The sequence below is a fragment of the Salegentibacter sp. genome (genome assembly GCF_041642575.1).
In the GTDB taxonomy this organism is placed as follows: Bacteria; Bacteroidota; Bacteroidia; order Flavobacteriales; family Flavobacteriaceae; genus Salegentibacter.
Window position 1 is genome coordinate 84431 of sequence record NZ_JBEPWD010000002.1, and the last position, 20723, is coordinate 105153.

Sequence of the window (20723 nt, forward strand, 5' to 3'; positions counted from 1 at the left end):
CTTCCCAACTAACTCCCTGATTTGAGCTTCTCAGAAAACGAATTCCTTAATTTTTCAATTTTAGGATCGATGATATATTGGCAATAAGCTTGTTGCCGGTGTTGATTATAATAATCTTTATGTTCCTCTTCTGCAGGGAAAAAATTTGATACCGGAGTGATTTCAGTAACAATCTTATTCTCAAAAACATTCTCTTTCTCCAACTCATCAATAACTTCATGAGCTGTAATCTTCTGCTCTTCGGAATGATAAAATACAGCACTTCTATACTGAGTCCCTACATCGTTCTGTTGTCTATTCAAGGTAGTGGGATCGTGGGTGCCAAAAAAGATCAGCAATAATTCTCTGAAACTCACTTCCCCGGGATCAAAACTTATCTGGATGGCTTCAGCATGACCGGTCCTGCCGGTAATGATCTCTCTATAAGCCGGGTTTTTAATATTTCCTCCGGTAAATCCGGGAATTACAGTTTCCACGCCCTTTATTCGCTGAAAAACAGCTTCGGTACACCAGAAACATCCTCCAGCTAATGTAGCAGTTTCTAAACTTTTCTTTTCCATAGTTTATAAAGATAAAAACAGACTTCAGATTTAGCTTACTAAGCACGGAAAATAATCTCAAATTAACTAGAAATTGGCTAATATTGTAAAGGCTTTTATGAAACGTATAACAGTAATAAAAACCAGTCCTAATTACCATAAATATCAATTGATGCCCAATCGTTTTTTTATATTAATATTTATTCTATTCACTCACACTTTTTTTGCTCAAATAGAGGAAATTGAAATAGAAGATCGTAAAACCTATGAGATCACTCGAATAACTGATGCCCCCAAAATAGATGGCGATCTTTCTGATAAAACATGGAACGACTTGCCCGTAGCTTCAAATTTTGTGATGTTTGAACCAGGCGATGGAGATCCTATTCCGGAATCATACGCCACCGAAGTTAAAATTGCTTATGATGATGAAGCAATTTATATTGGAGCTTCTATGAAGTCTGGAGAGCCAGAAAAAACTGTAAAGCAATTTACTCAACGGGATAACATAGGATTATCTGAATATTTTCAGATGGATATTAATCCTTATGATGATGGTGAGAATCAAACCCGCTTTATTGTAACAACCTCGGGGACCATAATTGATGGAAAAGCCAATGGCGATTCCGAGGATTACACTTTTAATACCGTCTGGGAGGCAGAGGTCTTGCACGATGAAACAGGGTGGTATGCCGAAATTAAGATCCCCTATTCTGCCCTAAGGTTTCCCAAAAAAGAACAGCAATCCTGGGCTTTTCAATTTTTCAGGTCTATAACTCACCTTAATGAAACTTACACCTGGAATTATATTGATAAATCTGTGGGGAAAACCAGTCAATATACCGGTTTGATAACGGGTATCGAAAACATTGATCCACCTATTAGACTTAGCCTTTACCCCTATGCTTCAGCCGAGATCCAACAGTATGATGATCGCACTGAAACCGCTTTGAGTGCCGGTTTGGACATTAAGTACGGGTTAAATGACGCCTTTACTCTGGATGCAACGCTAGTACCTGATTTCGGGCAGGCAGCCTTCGATGATGTTGAACTGAATCTCACTCCCTTCGAACAACAATTTGGTGAAAACCGAGCCTTTTTTACAGAGGGCACTGAACTTTTTACAAAAGGTGATCTTTTCTATTCCCGGAGAGTGGGAGATGCACCAACCGGATATAGATCAGCTTCAACATACCGCAGGACTAATGAAGTGATTGAAGAAAATCCGGAACGCGCAGATCTCTTAAATGCCTTTAAGATATCTGGCCGTACTGAAGATAATCTCGGAATTGGTTTTTTTAATGCCATTACCAGTGAAATGAAAGCTATTTTCCGGGATACCATTACCGGTGATACACGTACCAGAGTCACAGAACCATTTGCGAATTATAATATACTGGTACTTGACCAGCAGTTTAACCAGAATTCTTCTATTAGCTTAATAAACACTAATGTGACTCGCGAAGGTCATTACAGAGATGCTAATGTAAGCGGGTTTTTGTTTGATGTCTACAATAAGGCAAATTCTTTCAATTTTGAAGGGGATGCAAAAATGAGCCAGGTGAATGCAACCGGTAATACTGTTGCCGGGTTTGCTTCAAAATTTTCGGTAAATCGAACAAAAGGCAATTTTCGTTATGGCGTAAGCCACAGGTTTGCTAACGAAACCTATGATATTAACGATTTAGGGATAAACTTCACCAATAATTACAACAACTTTTTCTGGAGTACATCTTATCAGATCTTTGAACCCACCGAGCGGTTTAACAGTTACCGAATTCAGGTTTACGGGAATCATCGGCGGAGGTACCGTCCCGATATGGCTGTAGGTACAGGTATTGGCGGAAGCTTTTTTGCAGTGACCCGGGAGCGCTTTGCTTTTGGTGGTAATCTGGATGTTAATTCTAAATTTCGTGATTTCTTTGAAGCTCGCAAGGAAGGCTTGTTCATTAACTACAACGAAAGTATTAATAGCCAGTTGTGGGTTTCTTCAGATTACAGAAAGACTTTTGCGTATGATATTCGCCTTCGTTATGGAAAGTATATTAATTCCTCTCAGGAAGAGTATAGGCTACGCTTAAGTCCACGAGTAAGGTTTTCTGATAAATTTGATGTTATATATTCTTTTAACTATTCCCTTGAGAAAAACAGGTCAAGTTTTGTTGACTTTTCAGACAGAGATATCATATTTGGAAAAAGAGATATGGAAAGTATTGAAAACTCAATTAAAGCCAGTTATAATTTTAATACAAATCAAGGCTTAGATTTAAGTTTCAGAAATTTCTGGTCCACTGCTCATTTCACCGAAGATGCTTATTCGGTTCTAAAGGAAAATGGAGAGTTAGATCCCAGATCATATCCGGTTAACCAGCAAAACAACCCAAACCGAAATTTTAATATATGGAACCTTGACCTGAGCTATAGCTGGACATTTGCACCGGGAAGCCAGGCGATCCTGCTGTATAGAAATTCCATATTTAACCAGGATAAATTAAGCCTATTGAATTACCGTTACAGTCTTGAAAATTTATTCAACCAACCTATAAAACAGGTTTTGAGTCTTAGAATTGTTTATTTTATAGATTATAATAACCTTAATAATATCTTTGATAGCTAATCTTGGGGATTCTGCCTAATTTGGCTACTTTTCCGCATTCTTAGCGCCTTAAATATGATAACTGCTCAAAACATTCATAAATACTACGGAGATCTTCATGTTCTGAAAGGAGTGAATTTACACATTAAACGCAGTGAGATCGTATCTATAGTAGGAGCTTCAGGAGCCGGGAAAACCACCCTGCTTCAAATTCTTGGAACTCTCGATAATCCTGAAAAAAACCAGGCTTCAGAATTAAAAATCAACGAAACCAATATTTATGGGCTTTCTTCCAGAGAGCTGTCCAGGTTTCGTAATAAGCATATTGGATTTATCTTTCAATTTCATCAGCTGCTTCCCGAGTTTTCTGCCCTGGAAAATATTTGTATTCCGGCTTTTATTCAGAATAAATCCAAAGCTGAAGCCGAAAAACGGGCTCATGAACTTCTTGGTTTCCTTGGCTTAGAAAACCGGGCAAACCATAAACCTTCAGAATTAAGTGGTGGGGAACAACAACGCATTGCCGTAGCAAGGGCCCTGGTGAATAATCCTGCTGTTATTTTCGCCGATGAACCTTCCGGAAATTTAGACAGTGAATCTGCTGAAAATCTACATAAATTGTTTTTCCGACTTAGAGAAGAATTTCAGCAAACCTTTGTGATCGTTACCCATAATGAAGAATTAGCCAATATGGCCGATAGGAAACTCACTATGGTTGATGGGGAAATTATCTAAGATAAACTCACTTGAACAAAAAAGAACTCAAATCTTATCTGGACTTCAAAGTTGAACAATACAACACCCTACATTTTATTGAAGCCGACCCTATTCAGATCCCACATCAATTCGGCAAAAAACAAGATATTGAGATAGCAGGATTTTTAACGGCAACTATTGCCTGGGGGAATAGAAAAAGCATTCTCAAGAACGCTGATAAAATGATGGAGTTTCTGGAAAGGTCTCCCTATGATTTTATCCTGAACCACTCCCCTGCCGATCTGGAGCCTTTAAACGCTTTTGTTCATAGAACTTTTAACGGGATGGACTTTCAATACTTCATTACGGCCCTAAAAAATATCTATTTAAACCACGGCGGAATTGAAGGCATTTTTAATAAATATGCCGAAGATACCTCGCTGCAACCGGCTATTCACCATTTCAAACAGACCTTTTTTGAGTTGCCCCATGCCAGGCGCACAGAAAAACACGTAAGCGATCCCCTGAAAAATTCGGCGGCAAAACGGCTTAATATGTATTTAAGGTGGATGGTGCGAAAAGACGCTTCAGGAGTGGATTTTGGGATCTGGGAGGATTTAAAGCCTCATCAATTAAGTTGTCCGTTGGATGTTCACTCAGGCAATGTAGCCCGAAAATTAAAACTGCTGAAACGAAAGTCAAACGATGCTAAGGCTCTTACTGAACTCGATAATTCCCTTCGTAAAATGGACCCGGTGGATCCCGTAAAATACGATTTTGCCTTGTTTGGAATAGGGGTTAATGAAGATCTTTAAAGTTTTTAGCTTACCTGGATGGACTGGAAACCACATCATCCCAGGTCCAGCCGTCATTTATAATAATATGATATAAAGTTTTTCTTCGGGATTCCATATTTTCGAGAACTTCCCGAGTAAATCTGTTGTTTCCGAAACGATCGCGGTCTAGTGAATTCTGGTATTCAAATACCGGACTTTTAGTAGCCTCCATTCTTACTTCACCTGTAATTTCCTGTAAATAGGCATCAAGACTAGAAGTAAAATTGTACCCCACATAGTATATTTTCCCTATCCAGTTTGCAGGTTCTCCGAAAGAAATGTCTACCACCCTCATCCGTAAGGTAAATCAAACTATAGCCCAGCCAGAGCGTGCCCACCTAACATACAAAAAACAACAACACCAGAATACTTACCTCTACTCAAACGTACTGGAGAATTAATATTAAAATTTTTTAATTTTATTTTAACAGAATTAAATTTTTTTTGTTAATTTAGGTTAACTCTTTTCTTATGATCAAAACAAAGGACACAGAAAAAATTAAGATGATCAAACCAGCGGTACTGCAAAATGAACTTGATCGATTGGCTTCTCTAAAAGATGCCCAGATTTTTAATACCCCACCTGAAGCTGAATTTGATTCCATAACCAAACTTGCCAGTTTTATTTGTAAGACTCCTATATCATTGATTTCTCTGGTTGGAGAAAGTGAACAGTACTTCAAATCCAAATACGGAACAGAAATATGTGGTTCCAAACGGGATATTTCTTTTTGCGCTCATGCAATTCTGAAACCCAAACAGCTGATGGAAGTTAGGGATACACGGAAAGACGAGCGATTTAAGGATAACCCCTTTACTTTGGATAAAGATAATCCCATCCTTTTCTATGCAGGCATGCCTCTTTTAGATAAACAAGGCTTGCCTTTAGGTACACTATGCGTTTTAGATAAAAAACCCAATAAACTCAATAAAGAGCAAAAGATTGCACTTAAGGCCCTGGCAAAACATGTGGAGGTTTTATTCGAGCTAAGAAGGAAGAACATCCACCTCGAACAAATAAAGCAGGAATTAAAGGAACATAATAAAGCGCTAAAGGATTTTGCAGGGGTGGTTTCTCATGATATGAAGATGCCGCTCGCCAATATGGTCATTACAGCCGATATCCTGAAAAGTAAGTACGGAGATAAACTTGGGGAAGAAGGACGAAAATACCTAAAAAACCTAAAAAGCGCCGGACTTAATTTAAGCGACTACATTAATAGCTTGTTAAACCATTACGAAAGTAATGATACTTCAGAACTAAAAAAGTATGAATTTGATCTTCATCATCTGCTGGAGGAAATAATTGACCTCTTTAATATAACTGATAATGTAGAAATAAATCTGCCAAGTGAGAATATTATCATTAAAACGAACCGGGCAGCTTTGGAACAAGTTTTTTTAAATCTGTTAAGCAACAGCCTTAAATATAATTCCAAAGAAACAATTATAATTGATATTGACTTCAAAGAAACACCGGATTTTTATTATTTCAGTGTTAGCGACAACGGAATTGGAATTCCCCAGGACCAACAAGAAGATATTTTCGAGATGTTCGCAACCTTAGCAGTTACTGATAGAAAAGGTAATAGAGGCAACGGTATTGGACTTTCTACAGTTAAGAAATTAGTTAAAGATTTGGGTGGAAATATAAAATTAAATTCTAAACCGGGGCAAGGAACGCAGTTTACCTTTTCGGTTAAACGCAACTTCTAAAACAACGTTGCCCGAGTCTTTTTTTGTTGCATAATTTTAATATATTGTAGGAAAGCATCTTGGGGTATGCAACAAAAACAAATAACATTTAATGAAAAATTGCGGCGGGCAGCCTTAGCGCAGTATGCCATTTTCAAGTCGGGTCCTGATAAGGATTATGACCAGCTGACTTTCCTTGCAGCTGAAATTTGTGAAGTTCCTGTCGCTAAAATAAATATTATTGGGAAAGAGGAGGTTTGGAATAAATCGGTTTACGGAACTAAGGTTTATAGCGTCCCAAGAAATAATTCCTTTTGTGAGGAGAGTATAAATTCGGGTAAGGAAATTCTTATTCTGAATAAACCTCAAAACCCTAAAATATTTGCCCGGGCAGAAGGCATTTACGATAAGGATTATCAGTTTTTTGCAGGAGTACCTCTTTTTAATAAACAAGGCTATGCCATAGCAGTTTTCAGTGTCTTTGATACTAGGCCCAGGGAACTCAAACCAAATCAAATTGAATCTTTAAAGGCTCTGGCAAACCAAAGTATGAAGCTTTTTGAAGCCAGGAGACAAACCATTAAATTACATCATGTTCAACGCTCTTTAAAGCAAAAGTATCGGGAACTGGAAAAGTTTGCCAGCCTCGTTTCCCACGATATAAAATCTCCCCTGGCCAATATCATTTCCTTAACGGAATTGCTCAAAGCCGAAAATGAAAATAAATTTAACGAGGAAACCAAAGAATATCTCAATTTCCTGGTAGATTCGTCTTATTCCCTGCGGAATTATGTAGATGGAATCCTTAGCTTTTATCGCAGCGATCATATCCTGGAGAAAGATTATGAAGATGTAGATTTGCGGGAGCTGTTAAAAGGCGTGGTTGATCTATACGCAATTTCTGAGGATATTGTAATTCACTATCCCAAAGAAGGAAAGCTTCATAATGTAAATAAAGCTGCACTTACTCAGGTCTTCATGAACCTAATAAGCAACTCATTAAAATATAATAAAAAAGATCTTAGGAAAGTTGAATTTCGATTCAGGGAAAGTGATCGGTATTATCATTTTGAAGTTGAAGACAACGGAGATGGAATTCCTCCTGAAAAAATAGAAAAAGCCTTCGAACTTTTTACCACTTTAGAGGTAAACGATCGTTACGGCAACCCAGGTACCGGAATTGGATTGGCTACCGTTAAAAAGCATATTGAAAATATGCAGGGAAAAATTGAGGTAGAATCCACTCCCGGGAAAGGAAGCAATTTTAAATTCAGGATTAAAAGGCTTTAGCGATTCATTTCCTATATTTGAAAAACATTTAGCCCGCATGTATTTTAATCAGCCGGAAATCCTTTTCGCCCTAGTGTTTCTGCTTATACCGCTGCTGGTTCATCTTTTTCAACTTCGAAAATATCAAAAAGAGGATTTCACCAATGTGAAATTCCTAAAAAAGATCTCCAGGGAAACCCGGAAGAGTTCTCGTCTTAAGAAATGGCTGGTGCTTCTCACCCGGATGCTGGCTTTAGCAAGTATTATAATTGCTTTTGCACAGCCCTATTTACCCGCCAGGGAAGAATCCAGGTCAACTTTTGAAAAAGTGATCTACCTGGATAATTCTTTTAGCATGCAAGCGAACGGAAAATCGGGGGAACTACTTAATTCGGCAATCCAGGATTTATTAAAGAACATCCCAAATGAAGGTAACTTCCACCTTGTCACCAACGAAAATGAATTCAGCAATCTTCAACCTGAAGATTTAAAAACTAAATTACAAGAAGTTGAGTTTTCTTCAGGCTCTCTGGATTTTCAGGATATTGAACTGAAAACAAACCAGTTTTTAAAAAATGAAAAATCTTCTGAAGTAATTATTATTTCAGATTTTCAGCAAATTGATTTACCTGCAGACCTTGAAAATAATACCAGTTATCATCTGGTTCCGTATACCCCTGAAAAATTCAATAATTATAACCTGGATAGCCTTTATATTGAAGAGCAAGACCCGGAGTTTATTAAACTTGGATTTATCCTGAAATCGTATCGGGAAAATTCAGAAGAAATTACGGTAAGCGTATTTAATGGTGAGGAGTTATTGTCGAGAAAAACCCTGGCTTTTGATAGCAGCGATCGGTTGGAAGGAAATTTTCAGTTGGAAAACACTCCATTTCAAAATGGAAAACTAGAAATAGAAGACAGGGGCTTACAATATGATAACAAATTGTTTTTCAGCATAAATCCTCCTGAAAAAATTACCGGTGTGGCGATTTCAGGTGATGAAACAGAAGCTGATTTTCTTAACCGATTATTTACAGAGCCTGAATTTGAATTCTCTAATTTTAACATAGGGAACATTGATTACAACTTACTTTCGAAGGCATCTTTTGTTATTTTAAACGAACCGGAGGAAATATCCTCCTCATTGGCTAACACGCTGGAAAAGGTGCATTATGATGGGGGTACAATAGTTATAATTCCATCGGAAGAGAATTCCGCAATCAATTCATTTCTTGCCGGCATAAATAACCCATCTTATGGTGATTTTCAATCTCGGGAAAGGCTCATCACTAATATAGCCTTCGATCACCCGCTTTTGAACGGAGTATTTGAAAATGAAATTGATAATTTTGATTACCCTTTGGTGAGGAGTTATTACGAACTATCGGGTGGAAACAAGGTCCTGAGCTTCCAGGATAATTCTGCATTTCTCACCGGGCAGGATAATGTTTATCTTTTTTCAGCGCCATTAAATAGCGACAATTCCAATTTCAAAAATTCGCCATTAGTCGTACCGGTTTTTTATAACCTTGGTCGTTCCAGCCTTGCACTTCCCCGGTTATATTACCAGGTTAACCGCTTAAATGAGATAGAAGTACCGATTGAAACTGAAGGTGATGAAGTAGTTAATCTGGTTTCAGACTCAGAGAATTTTATTCCGGCCCAACAAGCATTTTCAGGGAAGATCACGCTTACCACTGAAGATCTACCATCTATCGCCGGAAATTTCAGTATAATTTACGAGGAAGAAAAAACCGGAGGAATAAGTTATAATTATCCGAGAACGGAAAGTTCCGGACTGTATCCCGAAGCCTTTAAAAATGCTGAAGTTTACAATTCGGTTTCAGAATATTTTGACGATGTACAAAGCGCCACTCAAAGCGAGGCACTTTGGAAATGGTTTGTTATTTTAGCACTGATTTTTTTAACTGCAGAAATGCTCCTCTTAAAATACCTCAAATGAAGCTACTCCTAAAGTCGGCCACTATTTTGGACGCCAAATCTGATTATCATAGAAAAACAGTTGATATTTTAATTGAAAACGGAGTTATAAAAAAGATCGCTCAAGGAATTAAAACTAAACCGGATCAAACAATTTCCTTTAAAAACCTTCATGTTTCCAGGGGCTGGTTTGATTCCAGCGTAAGTTTTGGAGAACCGGGATTTGAAGAACGGGAAACTCTCGCAAACGGTTTGGATACAGCGGCCAAAAGCGGCTTTACTTCCGTGGCGTTAAATCCGGAAACTTATCCGGTACTGGATAATAGCGGGGCGATAAGTTCGGTTAAATCAAAAGCGGAAAAACATCCGGTGAGTTTATTTCCCGTGGGCGCATTAACAGTTAAGGCAGAAGGAGTAGATCTGGCAGAACTTTACGATATGCAACAGGCTGGAGCAATTTCATTTGGGGATTATAAAAAGTCTGTGACCAATCCGAATCTATTAAAACTCGCCCTGCAATACACCCAGAATTTTGACGCTTTGGTGCAATCATTCCCGCAGGAAAACCGAATTGCCACAAATGGACTGGTAAACGAACATCATCAAAGTACAATGCTGGGATTGAAAGGGATTCCAAACCTGGCAGAAGAATTACAAATAACCCGGGATCTCTATTTGTTGGAATATACCGGAGGAAAACTTCATATACCTACTATTTCTACGGAAAAATCGGTGAAGTTAATAAAAGATGCCAAGAGAAAGGGACTTGATGTGACTTGCAGCGTGGCAATACATAACCTTCTGTTAACAGACGAGCTTCTAAATGAATTTGATACCAATGCAAAGCTTCTGCCTCCTCTTCGTACAAAAAAAGACAGCAAAGCGCTTATAAATGGTTTAAAAGATGGAACTATAGATATGGTGACAAGTGACCACATGCCTATAGATACCGAACATAAAAAAGTAGAATTTGACAATGCACTTTTTGGAAGTATTGGACTGGAATCAGCCTTTGGAGCTTTAAACACTATTTTTACGCCTGAAGAAAGCATTGATTTTCTCACTCGCGGTAAGGAACGTTTCAAAATAAATAATACTGAAATTACTGAGGGAAATCCAGCAAACCTTAGTCTTTTTGAAGTGGAGGAAGATTATACATTTGGTCCGGAGCATATTTTATCTACCTCAAAAAATAGTATTTTCCTTGGTAAGAAGATGAAAGGAAAAGCTTTAGGAATCGTAACCGAAAAAGGAAGTCGTACGGTTTAAAGAACATAAGATTTTATAACTTTGTAAATCAAAATTAAAACAGATGAAAAGCCTGGTAGAAGAAGGAAAATCAGCAGCAATTGTAGCTTATCTCACTATTATAGGTACTATAATCGCATATTTCATGAACTCTGATTCTAAGAACAGTTTTGCGGGTTTTCATATTCGTCAGGCCCTGGGAATACATATCACCTTTTACGTATTAGGAGTTCTGGTTGGACTTTTTGACAGCTGGCTGGTTTCAGCAGCATTCTACATTTTTATTGCTGTATTAGGAATTTACGGACTAGTAACCGCAATACAGGGTGAACAAAAAGAAGTTCCAATTATGGGACAGTATTATCAAAAATGGTTTAGTACAATATCTTAATGCAAACATCACTTTCCTTACAACATCTGATTCGCAAACCTGCAGTTATTTCAAAAGAAACACCATTGCTTATTATGCTACACGGTTATGGCAGCGATGAAAATGATCTTTTTTCTTTTGCTGAAGAATTACCTGGCGAATTGCTTATTCTTTCGGTACGTGCCACCTATCCTATGCAACCTTATGGCAATGCCTGGTATGCGATACATTGGGACAATACCAATGGGAAATTTAGCGACGATAAGCAGGCTATTGAATCCCGCGACAGAATCGCAAATTTTATTGACGAGGCTGTGGAGGAATACGGAGTTGACAGGAATAATGTGAACTTGCTCGGTTTTAGCCAGGGCAGTATTTTGAGTTATGCGGTGGCGCTTTCTTACCCTGAAAAAGTAAGAAATATAATTGCCTTAAGTGGTTATATCAATCAGGAAATCTTAAAACCCGGATATGAAAACAAAGATTTTTCAAATCTGGATTTCTATTGTTCTCATGGGTCCCAGGATCAGGTTATCCCAGTAGAATGGGCACGAAAGAACAAACCCTTTTTAGAAAAACTGGGAATAAAAAATCAATATTCAGAATTTCCTGTCGGGCACGGAGTTGCTCCCCAAAACTTTTTCGAATTTAAATCCTGGTTGGAAAAAAGGATTTAATTCAACGGATACAAGAAAGATTTCTCCCGGGTAAATGTTATTTGGCCATCCTCACCTACTTCATAGCTAAAAAACACCTCTCCCCAATAAGTCCCATCGGTGAAATCTGCGATGATCCATTTGTGGTTTAATACATTAATCTTATTAAAGCGCATGTTACCTTCCATCCCGTCATAGGGAACCAACTCGTTATCGCCATCAGCTAGGTTTTTGCTTATCAATTCGTCCTCGATTTTTGCGATCACTTCATCCGAATCTACGCCCATACTTTCGAAATAACTGATGGCATCATCATTTTCTTTCAGAGAAAAATACCGGAGCTGGTCATTTTCGGTAGCCAGATCTCTATTTTCAGCTTCCAGTCTTTCTATTGCTACTTCTCGGTTGGCAAGATCTTCCTGAAGAGAATCCAGGATCCTTTTGTCATTCACATAAATAAATATGGCAAAAAGTGCACTGAAAATAAAGAGGTACAAAAGAATCTTATTTCGCATTTTAAATTGTGATTTTTAGATTATCATAGGCCAGAAAAACATTTTCCGGCAATTGTTTCTGAACTTCCTCGTGAAATCCCAGCAAGTGACTAATATGGGTTAAGTAAGCTTTTTGGGGATTTACTTTTTCAATGAATTCGAGAGCTTCTTCAAGGTTTAAATGAGAATGGTGTGGCTCAATTCTCAGTGCATTTACGACTAGAACTTTTAATCCTCTTAATTTTTCAACTTCTTCCTCCTCAATAGTTTTAAGGTCTGTCAGGTAGGCGAAATCCTTCATTCTGTAACCAAATACCTGGACCCTGTTATGATCAAAATTTACAGGAATAATTTCCAGTTGTTCAAAATAAAAAGGTTTGTTTTCAATCTCATTCTGAATAACCCCAGGAGCTCCCGGATATTTGTTTTCGGTTTCAAAAATGTAGTCAAAGCGCTTAATCAAACTTTTCAATACTCTTTTATGCCCGAAAACCGGCATGTCCCCCTGGCGGAAGAAAAAAGGTCGAATATCATCCAGGCCGGCAGTATGATCATTATGTTCGTGAGTGTAAAGAATGGCATCCAGTTTCTGAACATCGTTGGCCAGCATTTGCGCCCTGAAATCGGGACCGCAGTCTATTAGAATATTATAACTCTCCCAGGTTACCAACACTGAAACCCTAAGTCTTTTATCCTTTGGATTTTTACTTAAACAAACAGGATGTTTACTCCCAATTATGGGAATTCCCTGTGAGGTGCCGGTACCTAAAAATGTGATTTCCAAAAAAGATGATTTTGGTCACAAAAGTAAATATAATTTTTTGTTTACTTTAACGATTTAGTACCTTTGATTGCACAAAAAAAGAAACTTTAAAAGAAGAATTATGCCAATAACCATAATGGGTGATAAGGAATTTGAAAATGTTCCTTCTATAAAAAGCAAAGCCCTTCGCATTAATTTAAACGAGAATATTTACGGTACTTTCTCTGAAATTGGTGCCGGGCAGGAAACTGTGAGGAATTTTTTTAGAGCCGGTGGAGCCTCAGGTACTATTGCCAAGGCAATGAGCGCCTACGATAAGGACTTTAGTGATTCTATTTATGGAATTGAAGAAGACCAACGTTATGTAACCGAAGCCCGACTTAAAAAAATGCTCTCCCACGAGATCAATTTGATCGAGGACAGAATTTCACGAGAAAAACACCCTGATAAATTATTCTTCAGCTATGCTAATACCGTAGCAACCATAGATTTTGCTAAAAAATACAAGGGACACGGCTGGGTTGGTATCAAGTATCAGGTAAAACCTGATGAAGATTACAATGAAATAAGTTTACATATAAGGTTTCATGAAAACGATGCCCGCCATCAGCAAAATACCCTGGGAATACTTGGAGTTAACCTGATTTATGGTGCATATTATAAATACGATAATCCTAAAAAGTTACTGCGTTACCTTTACGATCATATTGATAAAGACCAGATTGAAATAGACACTATCAATTTTAGTGGTCCGCGTTTTAAAAATGTAGACAACCGCCTGATGAGCCTTCAATTGGTTAAAAACGGAATGACCGAAGCCGTAATGTTTGCTCCAGACGGTCATAACGTGCTGCCGGCAGCGGTACTTTATAAAAAGAATATTCTTGCGCTTCGCGGAAGTTTTCGTCCTGTGACCAAGGTGAACATGGATATGTACGAAAGGTCACTGGAATTGTTCCTGAAGGAAAATAAGGTGAAAAAGGAAAGTACTGAGGTGATCTTCGAAATTACCTTATCCAACCTCCGTGCGGAAGGAGAAATTGATGAGGAAGATTTCATGGACCGGGCGAAACTGCTGTGCTCCCTGGGTCAAACTGTTATGATCTCTAATTTCCAGGAATACTACCGCGTGGTTGAATATTTTTCTAGATTTTCAAAACAACGTATGGGGCTCACAATGGGAGTTAACAACCTTGTAGATGTGTTCGACGAAAAGTACTACCGTCATCTTAGTGGGGGAATTCTGGAAGCTTTTGGAAAGCTTTTCTTTAAGGACCTGAAGGTTTACTTGTATCCGTTCAAAGATGCTGAAACGGGTGAAATCACCACAAGTGATAACTTAAAAGTGCATCCAAGAATGAAAGAATTATATAAATTCTTTAAGTATAATGGACGTGTAGAAGATATTGAAAACTACAATCCTGAGATTATGAATGTTTTTTCCAGAGAAGTTTTACAAATGATACACGAGGGAAAAGAAGGCTGGGAAGAAATGATTCCTGAAAAAACAGCTAAGATGATTAAAGAGCAGAATCTCTTTCATTATAAAGAAAGTAAGGAAAAAGCAAAAACGGAAGCTTAGACCACAAAATAAGAATCTAAAAAAGGCTGTTCTCCAATAGAAAACAGCCTTTTTTTATAGATAAATAGAAATATTAGACTCTTGTGATCTTTGCTCCTAAAGCTCGTAACCTATCATCAATATTCTCATACCCACGGTCTATTTGCTCAATGTTATGGATCGTGGAAATACCTTTTGCCGAAAGTGCCGCAATTAACAAAGAGATTCCCGCTCTAATATCAGGAGAACTCATCGTTGTAGCCTTTAGCTTCGATTTAAAGTCGTGGCCTATCACCGTTGCTCTATGGGGATCACAAAGAATAATCTTCGCTCCCATATCAATCAGTTTATCTACAAAGAAAAGTCGGCTTTCAAACATCTTTTGATGTATTAGAACACTTCCTCTCGCTTGAGTAGCCACAACCAGTAAAATGCTTAATAGATCTGGTGTAAAACCTGGCCATGGTGCATCGCTAATGTTCATTATAGAACCATCAATAAAGCTCTGTACCTCATAACCGTTAGTATGGGCGGGAATAAAAATATCATCTCCCTTTTGCTCTATGGTGATCCCTAATTTTCTAAAGGTAGTTGGAATTAAGCCCAGCATATCCCATCTCACGTTTTTGATAGTGATTTCACTTTGTGTCATCGCTGCCATACCTATCCAGGATCCTATCTCGACCATATCTGGTAGAACGGTATGCTCACAACCTTTCAGACTTTTCACACCTTCAATTTCCAGTAAATTAGAACCAACTCCTTTAATATTGGCTCCCATTGAATTCAGCATTTGACATAATTGCTGAAGATAAGGTTCACAAGCAGCATTATAAATAGTGGTTTTTCCTTCAGCCAGAGCAGCAGCCATAACAATATTAGCTGTTCCGGTAACTGATGCCTCTTCCAGAAGCATAAAGCTGCCTTTTAAACCATTTGGAGCTTCAACGCCATAGAAACGCTCCTCCTTATTATATCTGAATTCAGCGCCAAGTTTTATAAAGCCTTCAAAATGCGTGTCAAGACGACGCCTACCAATTTTATCTCCGCCGGGTTTTGGAATAAAACCTTTTCCGAAGCGAGCAAGCAATGGCCCAACAATCATTATAGAACCACGAAGCCCACTTCCGTCTTTTTTAAATTGTTCGCTACTTAAATAATCAATATTAAGCTCATCACTTTTAAAAGTGTAGCTTCCCTTTCCTGTTTTATTAACTTTAACTCCCAGGTTTTTAAGAAGACCTATGAGTTTGTTTACATCAAGAATATCAGGAATATTATTAATTGTGACCTCCTCAGGTGTCAATAATACTGCACAAAGAATTTGAAGAGCTTCGTTTTTGGCACCTTGCGGCTGGATTTCTCCTTTTAAACGATGCCCTCCTTCGATCTGGAAAGTTCCCATAAAAATTAAAAGATTTTAGTGACGCTTACGGCCTTTGTTTCGGTTAGATTTCTTAGCAGGAGCCTTGGTATGCTTTTTCTTACTTCGCAATAAATTTGCAGCCTCGCTAAGATCTTCATCAGTATTTTTAAGATTAATTGCCCCTTCACTAAGTTCGTTCAGGTGGTCAAAAATCACTTTATCTTCCACAGAATCGCGATTCCAGTTGAGATATGATTTTTTCATATGATTTGCAATGCTGAGAACTAGAGCGTCTTTTAAGGGACCTTCTTCATATTTCTTAGCCTCGTCTATCATCCGTTTAATATTGTTGCCGTAGAAACGATATTTTGGAAAGTTTTGAGGATAATTAAGCATTTCAGGACGCTCAGCAAGCATTTCGCGTGTAGGCTTTGGAAAAGGAGACTCTACATCAAGTTTAAAATCACTAATAATGAATAACTGATCCCATAATTTATGCTGAAAATCGGACACGTCTCTTAAATGGGGATTCATGTTTCCCATAACAGCAATGATAGATCTGGCTACTTTATTGCGCTCGGCTTCATCTTCAATGGTCACAGCATGTTCAACCATTTTTTGTAAGTGTCTTCCGTATTCAGGAATAATGAGGTTACTCCTTTCAGAGTTATATTCTAATGCGTTTGTCAAAATTGAAATTTATAAGGTGATACTTTACTGTAGAAGTTAATCGTTGCAAAATACTAAATATTATTCAGAAATAATCAGATCTCAGAGTTTTAAATGTCTACAAAGAAATTACCCCGTCTACTTTTTCACCCACTTCCTGATATTTATCGATAACAGCCTCGGGATCCTTCATCTTTACATTTATGGAAACACTGGTGTATTTTCCATTCTTTGAATGCTTGGTGGTGATTACCGCTCCCATATTATCAAAAATTTTTTCAATGGTATCAACTTTTTCCTTATTGGTAGGAACGATAAATTTATAGAGATATTCTGCAGGCCACAGCGATGTATTTTGCAATTGGGACTTAAGTTTAGCGTAAAATTCTTCGGGATTATTGGCTTCACTCATAACATTTCTTTCTTCATTGTTTTTTTGCAAAGATACATAGTTTGCCTGCATTTTTATAATCGGATACAAATGACGAAATTTGCAGCGTGAAAACAAAAAAAATTGTGATAACCGGAGGCCCCGGCACCGGTAAATCATCCATCATTCGAAATTTAGAGGCTCAGGGCCATGAATGTTTACACGAGATTTCGCGGCAGGTAACCCTGGAAGCTCAAAAACAAGGTGTTGACCAGCTCTTTCTAGATAAACCGCTGCTTTTTAGTGAAAAACTACTACAGGGAAGAATTGTGCAACATAAAGAAGCCGATATGCTTCCGGCGACCACTGTGTTTTTAGATCGTGGGATTCCCGATGTTCTGGCCTATATGGAATATTTCAGGACGAGTTACCCGTTAGAATTTATAAATGCCTGTAATATTCATCTTTACGATAAGGTCTTTATTTTACCGCCATGGCCAGAGATTTATATAAGTGATAACGAACGTTACGAATCTTTTAATGAGTCCCGAAGAATTTCGGCGTATCTTATGGAAACTTATCAAAGTTATGGCTATGAGCCAATTGAAGTACCAAAAGCTCCGATCAAAGAGCGTACAGCGTTTATTTTAGATAATATTGGTGATTAAAATATTTGCAGCAAGCCACTCACATATTACAAAAATACTGGGGACATAAGTCTTTCAGGCCCTTGCAGTGGCCCATTATTGAGGCTGCATTAGAGAATAAAGATGTGATTGCCCTTTTACCCACAGGTGGAGGAAAATCGGTATGTTTCCAGGTTCCCGCACTCTATAAGGAAGGAATATGCATTGTGGTTTCACCTTTAATCGCATTGATGCAAGACCAGGTAACCGCTTTAAAGGACAAAGGAATAAAAGCCATCGCGCTTACCGGTGGAATTTCTTTCCAGGAGCTTGATACCGCTTTGGATAATTGCATCTACGGAAACTACAAGTTCCTTTATCTATCTCCTGAAAGACTTCAGCAGGAGTTAGTTCAGGAAAGGATTAAGCAAATGAATGTAAATCTTATCGCTGTAGACGAAGCTCATTGTATTTCACAATGGGGTCATGATTTCAGGCCGGCTTACCGAAATGTAAATATTCTTAAAAACCTGAAACCCGATGTGCCGTTAATGGGATTAACCGCCACAGCAACTGTGAAAGTAGTAGAAGACATCGTTTCCCAACTCGAATTAAAAGCTCCCCAGGTTTTCAGACAATCTTTTTTTAGAAAAAATCTGGCATACAATGTTTTAACGGCTGAAGATAAAAATTACAGGTTATTACAGCTTTTAAGTAATAAGGAGGAATCGGCTATTATTTACGTAAGAAGCCGGAAAGCAACAATTGATATCACCAACTTTCTAAAACGCAATAATTACAGGGCTGAGGCTTTTCATGGAGGTCTTAGAAATGATGAAAAACAGAAAAAACTTCAAAACTGGCTGGCTAATAAAAACTACATTATGGTTGCTACTACAGCCTTTGGGATGGGAATAGACAAACCAGATGTTAGACAGGTAATACATCTCAACCTTCCGGAATCTCTGGAGAGTTATTTCCAGGAAGCAGGCAGGGCAGGACGGGATGAACAAGCCGCGGCTGCAACTATAATTACTCATATAAGTGACATCCCGGTTTTAAAAAATCAATTTCTTGCAGGACTTCCGGAAGTTGCCGATGTTAAACTGGTTTATCGAAAATTGAACTCTTATTTTAGAATCGCCTACGGGGAAGGAAAAAATACCAGCCACGATTTTAATTTTGGGCAGTTTTGTCAGCATTATCAATTCAATACCATAAAAGCCTATAATGCACTTCAGCTTTTAGATCGCTGCGGAATTCTTAAACTTTCTCAGCAATTTTATAAGAAGACGGAATTGCTATTTTTAGTTTCCGGAAAGCAATTGCAATATTTTCTAGAGGAAAATTCAAAATATGATGTGCTGGTCAAGGCTATTTTAAGAACTTACGGCGGGGTCCTGGAAAATAAAACGGGAGTTAATCTAACGGTAATTTCAGATAAAACCGGTATAAAAGAAGAAAACGCTTTGCAGCTTTTAGAAGAGCTGGATCAAATGGGAATCGCAGACTTTGTTCACGCCAGGCATGATGCCAATATCACTTTTTTAATGCCCAGGGAAGACGATACTACCATCAATCCTTTTTCTGGGTATATTAAAGACCAACAAAAAACAAAGGAAGCCAATATTCAGGCTGTTCTCAATTACATAGAGAATGAAAAGATATGTCGCAGCAGGCAGTTGCTGGAATACTTTGGAGAAAAAAATGTAGAAGACTGCGGAATTTGTTCTGTTTGCGCTAAAAATAATCAGAACCTTACAAGATCTGAAATGAATAAAATTTACCATGAGATTATACCTTTACTCAAAAAACGAGAGCGCAGTTCCCGGGAAGTAACTCAAAATTTAAATTATCCTGAAGATCATGTATTGGAGGTTATCCGCCTTTTAACCGAAAAAGGGATAATTTATCGCACCAGGACAAACGCTTACAAAATAAAAGATTGATGAAAGACCTAAGAATAGTTTTTATGGGCACTCCGCAATTTGCGGTGCACTGTTTAGAAGAAATTTTAAAAGCCGGTTTTAACGTGGTTGGAGTAATCACAGCACCAGATAAACCGGCAGGTCGTGGTCGGAAACTTCAGGAAAGCGCAGTCAAGCAATTTGCAGTAGAGAATAATTTAAGGGTGTTACAACCTATAAACCTGAAAGCAGAAGATTTTTTAAAAGATCTTAAACAGTTGCAAGCCGATGTTCAGGTGGTTGTTGCGTTCAGGATGCTTCCAAAATTGGTTTGGTCTATGCCTGCTAAAGGAACATTTAATCTTCATGCTTCTCTCCTGCCCCAATACCGGGGCGCAGCACCAATTAACTGGGCAATTATGAACGGTGAAAAGATAACGGGCGTTTCAACGTTTTTTTTAGATGAAAAAATAGACACCGGGGAGATGATTCTACAGCAGGAAGTGGAAATCACCCCAGAGGAAAATGTAGGAGAACTCCACGACAAGCTAATGCATACAGGGGCCAGGTTGATTATTGAAACTCTTAAGCTAATTGAAGAAGATAAAGTAACCACTACCCCTCAATTAGAAAGTTCTGAATTAAAAGAAGCTCCAAAGTTGAATAGGGAAAACACAAAAATAGATTGGAACAAAAATATCGTTGAGATATACAATCATATTCGCGGACTCAATCCTTATCCTGCTGCCTGGAGCTATTTAATTAATGATGGAGATAATTTAAAGGTTAAGATTTATGATTGTCGCATGGAATCAATAAAACATAATTTCCCTTCCGGAAAAATTTTAATAGAGAATAAAATCCTGAAAGTTGCCGTCGATGGAGGTTACATTATTATAAATGAAATTCAGCTCCCGGGTAAACGAAAAATGAAAATAAAAGATCTTTTAAATGGATTTGAATTCGGCCAAGAGTCAAAATTCTTGTGAACCCTTATCAATGCTGAAGGAGCAAAAAATCAATAAAACTTACATAACTTTATTAACAAAAAGTTAAAGTTATTAACAATAAGCCGCTTTTCCCTTGTTATTACTTGCACGGGAAAGAATTCCATATAA

Annotated in this window: 20 protein-coding genes; 13 read left to right on the forward strand and 7 right to left on the reverse strand. The window is 38.0% G+C overall.

Features of this window, described 5'->3' with window-relative positions:
• Positions 1-8: 8 nt before the first annotated feature.
• On the reverse strand, positions 9-560 hold the full coding sequence (gene msrA, locus ACESK1_RS01030; RefSeq protein WP_372917011.1) for a peptide-methionine (S)-S-oxide reductase MsrA: 552 nt from the start codon (positions 558-560) through the stop codon (positions 9-11).
• A gap of 97 nt (positions 561-657) precedes the next feature.
• Here msrA and ACESK1_RS01035 point away from each other — a divergent pair, with 97 nt between their 5' ends.
• From ACESK1_RS01035 to ACESK1_RS01045, 3 genes are read left to right on the forward strand one after another with little or no spacing between them, the layout of a single operon-like run.
• Complete coding sequence (locus ACESK1_RS01035) at positions 658-3156, forward strand: DUF5916 domain-containing protein (RefSeq protein ID WP_372917013.1); 2499 nt, start codon at positions 658-660, stop codon at positions 3154-3156.
• Positions 3157-3210: 54 nt separating this feature from the next.
• Positions 3211-3870, forward strand: a complete 660-nt coding sequence (locus ACESK1_RS01040) for an ABC transporter ATP-binding protein (RefSeq protein ID WP_372917015.1) — start codon at positions 3211-3213, stop codon at positions 3868-3870.
• An 11-nt stretch (positions 3871-3881) separates the two neighbouring features.
• The gene (locus tag ACESK1_RS01045) at positions 3882-4646 is read left to right on the forward strand and encodes a TIGR02757 family protein (RefSeq protein WP_372917017.1); all 765 of its coding nucleotides are present in this window, start codon (positions 3882-3884) and stop codon (positions 4644-4646) included.
• 10 nt (positions 4647-4656) lie between these two features.
• Here ACESK1_RS01045 and ACESK1_RS01050 read toward each other — a convergent pair whose 3' ends face one another.
• Positions 4657-4902 carry a hypothetical protein gene (locus ACESK1_RS01050; protein WP_372917019.1) on the reverse strand — a complete coding sequence of 82 codons (246 nt, stop codon included), beginning with the start codon at positions 4900-4902 and terminating at the stop codon, positions 4657-4659.
• Between the two features lie 236 nt (positions 4903-5138).
• Between ACESK1_RS01050 and ACESK1_RS01055 the strand changes: the two genes are divergently transcribed.
• From ACESK1_RS01055 to ACESK1_RS01080, 6 genes are all read left to right on the forward strand, one after another.
• On the forward strand, positions 5139-6383 hold the full coding sequence (locus tag ACESK1_RS01055) for an ATP-binding protein (RefSeq protein ID WP_372917021.1): 1245 nt from the start codon (positions 5139-5141) through the stop codon (positions 6381-6383).
• A gap of 66 nt (positions 6384-6449) precedes the next feature.
• Positions 6450-7652: an ATP-binding protein gene (locus tag ACESK1_RS01060; protein WP_372917023.1), complete on the forward strand. Its 1203-nt coding sequence runs from the start codon at positions 6450-6452 to the stop codon at positions 7650-7652.
• A gap of 37 nt (positions 7653-7689) precedes the next feature.
• Positions 7690-9597: a BatA domain-containing protein gene (locus tag ACESK1_RS01065; protein WP_372917025.1), complete on the forward strand. Its 1908-nt coding sequence runs from the start codon at positions 7690-7692 to the stop codon at positions 9595-9597.
• Positions 9594-10844, forward strand: a complete 1251-nt coding sequence (locus ACESK1_RS01070) for a dihydroorotase family protein (RefSeq protein WP_372917027.1) — start codon at positions 9594-9596, stop codon at positions 10842-10844. The genes ACESK1_RS01065 and ACESK1_RS01070 overlap by 4 nt, the downstream gene beginning before the upstream one ends.
• Before the next feature lie 43 nt (positions 10845-10887).
• Complete coding sequence (locus tag ACESK1_RS01075; protein ID WP_372917029.1) at positions 10888-11214, forward strand: DUF4870 domain-containing protein; 327 nt, start codon at positions 10888-10890, stop codon at positions 11212-11214.
• A complete protein-coding gene (locus ACESK1_RS01080; protein WP_372917031.1) occupies positions 11214-11870 on the forward strand; it encodes an alpha/beta hydrolase in 657 nt (218 codons plus the stop codon). Before ACESK1_RS01075 ends, ACESK1_RS01080 begins: the two co-directional genes overlap by 1 nt.
• Here the strand turns inward: ACESK1_RS01080 and ACESK1_RS01085 are convergent.
• Together ACESK1_RS01085 and ACESK1_RS01090 are read right to left on the reverse strand one after the other, a co-directional pair.
• The gene (locus tag ACESK1_RS01085) at positions 11867-12364 is read right to left on the reverse strand and encodes a hypothetical protein (protein WP_372917033.1); all 498 of its coding nucleotides are present in this window, start codon (positions 12362-12364) and stop codon (positions 11867-11869) included. The two genes, ACESK1_RS01080 and ACESK1_RS01085, sit on opposite strands and share 4 nt — an antisense overlap.
• Position 12365: 1 nt before the next feature.
• Positions 12366-13127 carry an MBL fold metallo-hydrolase gene (locus ACESK1_RS01090; RefSeq protein WP_372917035.1) on the reverse strand — a complete coding sequence of 254 codons (762 nt, stop codon included), beginning with the start codon at positions 13125-13127 and terminating at the stop codon, positions 12366-12368.
• 100 nt (positions 13128-13227) lie between these two features.
• Here ACESK1_RS01090 and ACESK1_RS01095 point away from each other — a divergent pair, with 100 nt between their 5' ends.
• On the forward strand, positions 13228-14688 hold the full coding sequence (locus tag ACESK1_RS01095) for a TonB-dependent receptor (protein ID WP_372917037.1): 1461 nt from the start codon (positions 13228-13230) through the stop codon (positions 14686-14688).
• 73 nt (positions 14689-14761) lie between these two features.
• Here the strand turns inward: ACESK1_RS01095 and murA are convergent, their stop codons facing one another.
• From murA to ACESK1_RS01110, 3 genes are all read right to left on the reverse strand, one after another.
• A complete protein-coding gene (gene murA / locus ACESK1_RS01100) occupies positions 14762-16072 on the reverse strand; it encodes a UDP-N-acetylglucosamine 1-carboxyvinyltransferase (protein WP_372917039.1) in 1311 nt (436 codons plus the stop codon).
• Between the two features lie 15 nt (positions 16073-16087).
• Entirely contained in the window at positions 16088-16723 is a 636-nt protein-coding gene (locus tag ACESK1_RS01105) for a DUF4290 domain-containing protein (protein ID WP_372917041.1), read from the reverse strand.
• Between the two features lie 97 nt (positions 16724-16820).
• Positions 16821-17114 carry a DUF493 family protein gene (locus tag ACESK1_RS01110; RefSeq protein ID WP_372917125.1) on the reverse strand — a complete coding sequence of 98 codons (294 nt, stop codon included), beginning with the start codon at positions 17112-17114 and terminating at the stop codon, positions 16821-16823.
• Positions 17115-17200: 86 nt separating this feature from the next.
• Between ACESK1_RS01110 and ACESK1_RS01115 the strand changes: the two genes are divergently transcribed.
• From ACESK1_RS01115 to fmt, 3 genes are read left to right on the forward strand one after another with little or no spacing between them, the layout of a single operon-like run.
• Positions 17201-17740 (forward strand): AAA family ATPase, encoded by a 540-nt coding sequence (locus ACESK1_RS01115; RefSeq protein WP_372917043.1) that lies wholly within the window; start codon positions 17201-17203, stop codon positions 17738-17740.
• Positions 17741-17745: 5 nt separating this feature from the next.
• A complete protein-coding gene (locus ACESK1_RS01120; RefSeq protein ID WP_372917045.1) occupies positions 17746-19647 on the forward strand; it encodes an ATP-dependent DNA helicase RecQ in 1902 nt (633 codons plus the stop codon).
• Positions 19647-20594 (forward strand): methionyl-tRNA formyltransferase, encoded by a 948-nt coding sequence (gene fmt, locus ACESK1_RS01125; RefSeq protein WP_372917047.1) that lies wholly within the window; start codon positions 19647-19649, stop codon positions 20592-20594. The genes ACESK1_RS01120 and fmt overlap by 1 nt, the downstream gene beginning before the upstream one ends.
• The last annotated feature ends 129 nt before the right edge of the window (positions 20595-20723 follow it).

Bases quoted from the DNA above. Each gene is read 5' to 3' on its own strand.
- msrA (WP_372917011.1), bottom strand. From the start codon at position 560: ATGGAAAAGAAAAGTTTAGAAACTGCTACATTAGCTGGAGGATGTTTC.
- ACESK1_RS01035 (WP_372917013.1), top strand. From the start codon at position 658: ATGAAACGTATAACAGTAATAAAAACCAGTCCTAATTACCATAAATAT.
- ACESK1_RS01040 (WP_372917015.1), top strand. From the start codon at position 3,211: ATGATAACTGCTCAAAACATTCATAAATACTACGGAGATCTTCATGTT.
- ACESK1_RS01055 (WP_372917021.1), top strand. From the start codon at position 5,139: ATGATCAAAACAAAGGACACAGAAAAAATTAAGATGATCAAACCAGCG.
- ACESK1_RS01060 (WP_372917023.1), top strand. From the start codon at position 6,450: ATGCAACAAAAACAAATAACATTTAATGAAAAATTGCGGCGGGCAGCC.
- ACESK1_RS01065 (WP_372917025.1), top strand. From the start codon at position 7,690: ATGTATTTTAATCAGCCGGAAATCCTTTTCGCCCTAGTGTTTCTGCTT.
- ACESK1_RS01070 (WP_372917027.1), top strand. From the start codon at position 9,594: ATGAAGCTACTCCTAAAGTCGGCCACTATTTTGGACGCCAAATCTGAT.
- ACESK1_RS01075 (WP_372917029.1), top strand. From the start codon at position 10,888: ATGAAAAGCCTGGTAGAAGAAGGAAAATCAGCAGCAATTGTAGCTTAT.
- ACESK1_RS01080 (WP_372917031.1), top strand. From the start codon at position 11,214: ATGCAAACATCACTTTCCTTACAACATCTGATTCGCAAACCTGCAGTT.
- ACESK1_RS01085 (WP_372917033.1), bottom strand. From the start codon at position 12,364: ATGCGAAATAAGATTCTTTTGTACCTCTTTATTTTCAGTGCACTTTTT.
- ACESK1_RS01095 (WP_372917037.1), top strand. From the start codon at position 13,228: ATGCCAATAACCATAATGGGTGATAAGGAATTTGAAAATGTTCCTTCT.
- murA (WP_372917039.1), bottom strand. From the start codon at position 16,072: ATGGGAACTTTCCAGATCGAAGGAGGGCATCGTTTAAAAGGAGAAATC.
- ACESK1_RS01110 (WP_372917125.1), bottom strand. From the start codon at position 17,114: ATGAGTGAAGCCAATAATCCCGAAGAATTTTACGCTAAACTTAAGTCC.
- fmt (WP_372917047.1), top strand. From the start codon at position 19,647: ATGAAAGACCTAAGAATAGTTTTTATGGGCACTCCGCAATTTGCGGTG.